We start from the raw sequence: 5,397 nt of genomic DNA, 5'->3' as shown, positions 1-5,397 counted from the left end.
GCCCCCGAACTCATCAGCAGCAGCATGGCGGTGCCCAGATCGGGCTGTTTCATCACCAGGATCACCGGCGCGCCAACCAGCGCCAATGGCACGAAAAGCCAGCGGATGCGCCCCACATCTTCGAGATTGAGGCCATGGAAATACCGCGCCAGCGCCAGCACGATGGAAATCTTCATGATTTCGGAAGGCTGCACATGCACCACGCCGAGATCGAGCCAGCGTTGCGCACCCATGCCGATACGGCCGAACAATTCCACCGCCACCAACAGCACCAAGGCCACGGCATAAAACAAATACGCCATGCGCAGCCAGATACGGATATCGGTAACCGCGATGGCCACGGCGATGGTGAGGCCCACGGCGAAACGCGCCATCTGGCGATCCGCCCAGGGGTCAATATCGCCGCCGGCCGCGGAATAAAGCTGCATGAAGCCGACGCAGGCAATCGCCGTGATCAACAGCACCAGGCCCCAGGTGATATCGCGCAGCTTGCGCCCCAGGCTGGGATTGTTGAAACGATCATGGAAGCGGGCCTGGCGCATCTCAGCCTCCGGATTCCGATGCGGCCGGCCGTGCCTGCCGATCCGCCGTGGAACCGGCAGGACGTTCCGGCGGCGGCGCCTTGCGCGAGGGATCGCGCAACTGGGTTTGCAGCAGGATATCGCGCGCCACCGGAGCGGCCGCCTTGGCGCCGGAGCCACCATGTTCGATGATCACCGCGCAGGCATAGCGTGGGGATGCGATCGGCGCATAGGCCACGAACAGCGCATGGTCGCGCTCTTCCCAGGGTTTCTCTTCGTTTTTGCGCACGCGGGTTTCGCGTTCCAGGCGCGAGATGCGCCGCACCTGGCTGGAGCCGGTCTTGCCCGCCATGGCGAATTGTGGCTGCGTGATGCGGGCGCCCTGGGCGGTGCCGCGCGGCGGCGAGGTGACGCGGATCATGCCTTCCAGCGCCAGATCGAGATGTTCGCGCTTGAGATTGGCGGAAGCATAGATCTGATGCGCCAGCCGGCTTTCCGGCGAAGGGCCAAGCTTGCCATCGTTGCGCACGAGGCGCGGTGTCACATTATAGCCGCCATTGGCCAGCCGCGCGGTCATCACCGCAAGCTGCAGCGGCGTGCTGAGCACATAGCCCTGGCCGATCCCGACCACCAGGGTTTCGCCCTGCGCCCAGGGCTGGTTCAACGCCCCCTGTTTCCAGGCCCGGGTGGGTATCAGGCCGCGCCGCTCACCCGTGAGGTCGATCTTGGTAACCTCGCCCAGACCAAGCCGGCGCGACATTTCGGCGATCTTGTCCACGCCGATGCGGCGGGCGGCCTCGTAGAAATAAACGTCGCAGCTTTCTTCCAGCGCCTGCACCAGATTCATGCTGCCATGGCCGCCCTTCTTCCAGCAATGGAAGGTGTTGTTGCCCAGTTCCATATGGCCGGGACAGAACACACGGGTATCAGCGGTGATGGCGCCGGCTTCCAGCGCAGCCAGACCCACCACCATCTTGAAGGTGGAACCCGGCGGATACTGGCCCTGCACGGCCTTGTTGGTCAGCGGCTTGTGCTTGTCGCCATTCAGCATGCGCCATTGCGCCTGGGTGATGCCGACATTGAACCAGTTGGGATCGAAACCGGGATTGGAAGCCAGGGCCAGCACATCGCCGGTATGGATATCCATCACCACAGCGGCGCCGCTCTCCTCGCCCAGCCGCTCCATGGCATAGCGCTGAATTTCGGAATCGATGGTGAGCACCAGATCGTCGCCGGCCTGGCCATCGGTGCGATCCAGTTCGCGGATGGCGCGGCCGAAGGCGTTCACCTCGATCTGGCTATGGCCGGCGCGGCCGCGCAGATTGCCATCGAACAGCTTTTCCACGCCGCTCTTGCCGATGCGGAAGCCGGGCAATTCCAGCAACGGATCCTCGCCGATTTCCTGCTCGGATACCGCGCCGACATAACCCACCACATGGCTGAACACATCGGCCATGGGATAATCGCGGGTTTCGCCCACATCCATCTGCACGCCGGGCAGATCGGGGCTGTGCAGGTTCACCTTGGCGAAATCCTCCCAGCTCAGGTTTTCCGCCACCACCACCGGCACGAATTTGCGGCGCCGTTCTATTTCGCGCTTCACGCGCTGCTTCTGGTTTTCATCGAGCTGGATCAGTTCGGCCAGCGCCCCCAGCGTGGCATCCACGTTGCGCGCCTGTTCGGCCACGATCAGCACACGATAATTGCGGCGGTTGGAGGCAAGCTCGATGCCATTGCGATCCAGCACGCGGCCGCGGCGCGGCGGCAGCAGGCGCATGGAAATGCGGTTCTCATCGGCCAACAGGGTGTATTTATCCGATTCCAGAACCTGCAGGTAATAAAGCCGCCCGGCCAGGCCGGCGAACAGCGCCAGCTTGGCGGCGCCCAGCATCAGGGCGCGGCGACCGAAAACCCGTTGCAGATCGTTGTCGCGGCGGTTCATGGCGCTGCCTCAGATCGGCAGGGCCGGGCGCAGCAGGCGCCGCTCCAGCCGGCTCAGCAGCCAATAGACCAGAGGGTAAAGCCCGAGCGAAAGGCCAAGCTGCGCCAGCAACGGACGCGGATCGTGCAGATACCAGTTCAGCAAACAGGCCACCGACCAACTCACGAAGGCGGCGCCCAGCGCCACCATGCCGTAACCCCACCAATTGACCAGGAAAGACGAGCCGAGAAACACCCGGCGTTGCGAAACCGCCAGCGCATGGGTGAGCAACAGCAACACCGCATGCAGCCCGATCGGGCCGCCCGACAGCAGGTCCACCACCAGGCCGATGCTGAAGGCGCCCAGCATCGTCATCAGATCGGCGCGGAAGATGCTCCAATAGAACACCGCCATCAGCGCCAGAACCGGACCCACGGGGCCGAAATGCGGCAGCTCCAGCGGCGCCGTGCCGATGATGGCCAGCACCAAGCAAGACAGCACGGGCAGCAATCCATGCAGGCGGCGTGCGGCCAGCGCCAGGCCGATCTTCATACCGGCCTCGCCGACATTACAGGCGCCCCCAAGGCAGCAGTATCGGCGCCATGCGGAAGATCATGGCCGCCTCGCGGGGCTGCGCGCCGGATCGCGGGCATATTCCTCGCCATCCAGCCGGGTTTCCTCGAATTGCACCACGCGCAGGAAATCCATCCGCCCGAGATCAACGAAAGGCCGCACGCGAATGCCGCCATCGCCCACCTGAACGATCTCGCCCACCGGAATGCCGGCGGGGAACTGGCCGCCATCGCCGGAGGTGACCACGGTCTGGCCCACCAGGGGCCGTGCGCCGGCCGGCAGATATTCCAGCTTGGGCTGCGGCGAGTTGTCACCCGACAGCACGGCGCGATGCCCGCCTTCCTGCAGCATCACGGGCAGGCGCGAGTTCATGTCGGTGAGCAGCAGGATGCGCGCGGCGCGCTGGCCCAGATCGGCCACCCGGCCGGCATAGCCGCCCTCGCCGATCACCGCCTGGCCCTTCCGCACGCCATCGCGGGTACCGATATTGATCAGTGCGGTGCGCACGAACAGGCCGCCGCCATCGGCGATCACCCGGCCGGTGACGAAGCTGTGGCCGAGATCGGGGCCGGCGGAAAGCAGCCGGCGCAGCGAGGCATTATCCTGCTCCAGCCGGCGCGCCACATCCTGCCATTGCAGCAGGCGGGCATTCTCGGCACGCAGCCGCACATTCTCTTCATGGGCAAAGATCAGATCGTCGATGGCGCCAACCACATGGCTGACGAAGGCCACCGGCTGCGACACCGCGGTCAGCACCGGCTCGAACACATCCACCACCACGGCGCGGACGCGTTCCACCGCCGGGCGGTCGATGCGCCCGAGCAGGATCAGCCCGATACCGGCCGCCAGCAACAGCAGAAAGGCAAAGCGCTGCACCAGCGCCTTGATCGGCGCTGCCAGTCGCATCCCCCGTCCCATTCCTCGTCCCGTCCTGGGCCGCATGTCCCCGCCGTCGATTCCCCGTCAACCGGCCTCAATAGGCCGGGTTGTACAACACATGCTTCAAGGTCTTCATTTCTTCCAGCGCACGGCCGGTGCCCAGCGCCACGCAGCTGAGCGGTTCGTCGGCAATCGTCACCGGCAGGCCGGTGGCATGGCGCAGCACCAGATCCAGATTGCCCAGCAGCGCGCCGCCGCCTGTGAGCACGATGCCCTTGTCGACGATATCGGCAGCCAGTTCCGGCGCGGTATGCTCCAGCGCCACCTTCACGGCTTCCACGATGGCGCCTACCGGTTCGGCCAGGCTTTCGGCGATCTGGCGCTGATTGATCACCAGTTCCTTCGGCACGCCGTTCATCAGGTCGCGGCCCTTGATCTCCATGGACAGGCCGTTGCCATCTTCCGGCGGACAGGCCGAGCCGATCTGCTTCTTGATGCGTTCGGCCGAGGCCTCGCCCACCAGCAGGTTATTGTTGCGGCGGATATAGGCGATGATGGCTTCGTCCATCTTGTCGCCGCCCACGCGCACGCTGCGCGAATAGACGATGCCGCCCAGGCTGAGCACGGCCACCTCGGTGGTGCCGCCGCCGATATCCACCACCATCGAGCCGGTCGGCTCGGTGACCGGCAGGCCGGCACCGATGGCAGCCGCCATCGGCTCTTCGATCAGATGCACGCGACGGGCACCGGCCGACTCGGCCGATTCCATGATGGCGCGGCGTTCCACCGCCGTGGAGCCCGAGGGCACGCAGATAATCACCTGCGGCGAGGCAAAGCTGCGGCGGTTATGCACCTTGCGGATGAAGTGCTTGATCATTTCCTCGGCGACATTGAAATCGGCGATCACGCCGTCGCGCAGAGGGCGAATGGCTTCGATATTGCCCGGCGTGCGGCCCAGCATCTGCTTGGCTTCGTCGCCCACGGCAAGCACTTCCTTCTTGCCGCGCATGTTGGAAATCGCCACCACGCTCGGCTCGTTGAGCACGATGCCGCGGCCCTTCACGTAAACCAGCGTGTTGGCCGTGCCGAGATCGATGGCCATATCGGCCGACATGAAACCCATCAAACGCGAAAACATCGAGACTTCACCTCATCAACCGGATTTTGCGGTGGTTATGGTGCCTTGGGCTGCCATGCGCAAGGCTCCAGCCACGGGGATTCAGGCAGACATTGCTGCTGGCGCGGTCTTTTCCCGCTTTACCAACAGTTTGTTCAAAGCATGGATATAAGCACGCGCCGAGGCCACCAGGGTATCGGCATCGGCACCCTGTCCGTTCACGGTCTTGCCGCCCTCGGCCAGCCGCACGGTCACTTCCGCCTGGGCATCGGTGCCCTCGGTGACGGCATGCACCTGATAGAGCTGCAACTTGGCTTCGTGCGGATACAGCGCCTGGATGGCATTGAAGGTAGCATCCACCGGACCATTGCCGGTGGCCTTCACAC

At 64.7% G+C, this 5,397-nt stretch carries 6 protein-coding genes; all 6 read right to left on the bottom strand.

Going from position 1 to position 5,397, the window contains the following annotated elements; all coding sequences use genetic code 11:
- Positions 1–542 (bottom strand): FtsW/RodA/SpoVE family cell cycle protein (locus tag KBB36_RS20635; RefSeq protein ID WP_290985705.1); only part of this gene is annotated, 542 nt, incomplete at its 3' end.
- 1 nt (position 543) lies between these two features.
- A complete protein-coding gene (gene mrdA, locus KBB36_RS20630) occupies positions 544–2,463 on the bottom strand; it encodes a penicillin-binding protein 2 (RefSeq protein ID WP_290985703.1) in 1,920 nt (639 codons plus the stop codon).
- Positions 2,464–2,472: 9 nt separating this feature from the next.
- On the bottom strand, positions 2,473–2,994 hold the full coding sequence (gene mreD, locus KBB36_RS20625; RefSeq protein WP_290985700.1) for a rod shape-determining protein MreD: 522 nt from the start codon (positions 2,992–2,994) through the stop codon (positions 2,473–2,475).
- A 60-nt stretch (positions 2,995–3,054) separates the two neighbouring features.
- Positions 3,055–3,921 carry a rod shape-determining protein MreC gene (mreC, locus tag KBB36_RS20620; RefSeq protein ID WP_290985697.1) on the bottom strand — a complete coding sequence of 289 codons (867 nt, stop codon included), beginning with the start codon at positions 3,919–3,921 and terminating at the stop codon, positions 3,055–3,057.
- Between the two features lie 67 nt (positions 3,922–3,988).
- The gene (locus KBB36_RS20615) at positions 3,989–5,032 is read right to left on the bottom strand and encodes a rod shape-determining protein (RefSeq protein WP_290985694.1); all 1,044 of its coding nucleotides are present in this window, start codon (positions 5,030–5,032) and stop codon (positions 3,989–3,991) included.
- Between the two features lie 81 nt (positions 5,033–5,113).
- A partial coding sequence (locus KBB36_RS20610; protein ID WP_290985691.1) for an alpha-isopropylmalate synthase regulatory domain-containing protein occupies positions 5,114–5,397 on the bottom strand: 284 nt, incomplete at its 5' end.

This window comes from Ferrovibrio sp. (assembly GCF_017994015.1).
GTDB lineage: Bacteria > Pseudomonadota > Alphaproteobacteria > Ferrovibrionales > Ferrovibrionaceae > Ferrovibrio.
This window is presented reverse-complemented; position numbering and strand designations above follow the sequence as displayed.